The following is a 327-nucleotide window of genomic DNA, read 5'->3' as shown; positions in this document are numbered from 1 at the left end:
TGATAAAGTTCTTTGTATTTCTGTAACCCCTTGCGCGTGCACGAGCGGCCTGGAAAAGGCTGTTCATTCCTTCCAGACGGGCATTGGTTAAATCTGAGGTGATACGTCTCACAATACGCTCTGAGTGTCTTTTGAGGGTCTCTAATGCCTCATACATGGGACTTTGCAGAGGACTATCTCCCAGAACATCCCGGGCATGATTGATAAAGTGAGTCAGCCTCCAGCGAGCCTGCTGGGGCGTTTTTACATCCCTGATCCAGCGGAGCTTTTCTTTGATAAACCACGCTTTTCCTGTCTCTTTATCCTCAGACAGAAGCTCTGATAAAG

At 48.0% G+C, this 327-nt stretch carries 1 protein-coding gene; it reads right to left on the bottom strand.

Annotation, left to right across the window (positions count from 1 at the left end; all coding sequences use genetic code 11):
* Nucleotides 1-327, bottom strand: a 327-nt coding sequence (locus tag H4O21_RS24960) for a transposase (RefSeq protein WP_182812690.1), incomplete at both ends; no start/stop codon positions are given.

Source organism: Oceanospirillum sediminis (genome assembly GCF_014164585.1).
GTDB classification, from domain to species: domain Bacteria; phylum Pseudomonadota; class Gammaproteobacteria; order Pseudomonadales; family Halomonadaceae; genus Oceanospirillum; species Oceanospirillum sediminis.
The sequence above is the reverse complement of the archived record's forward strand: the minus strand, read 5'-3'. Positions and strand labels throughout refer to the sequence as shown.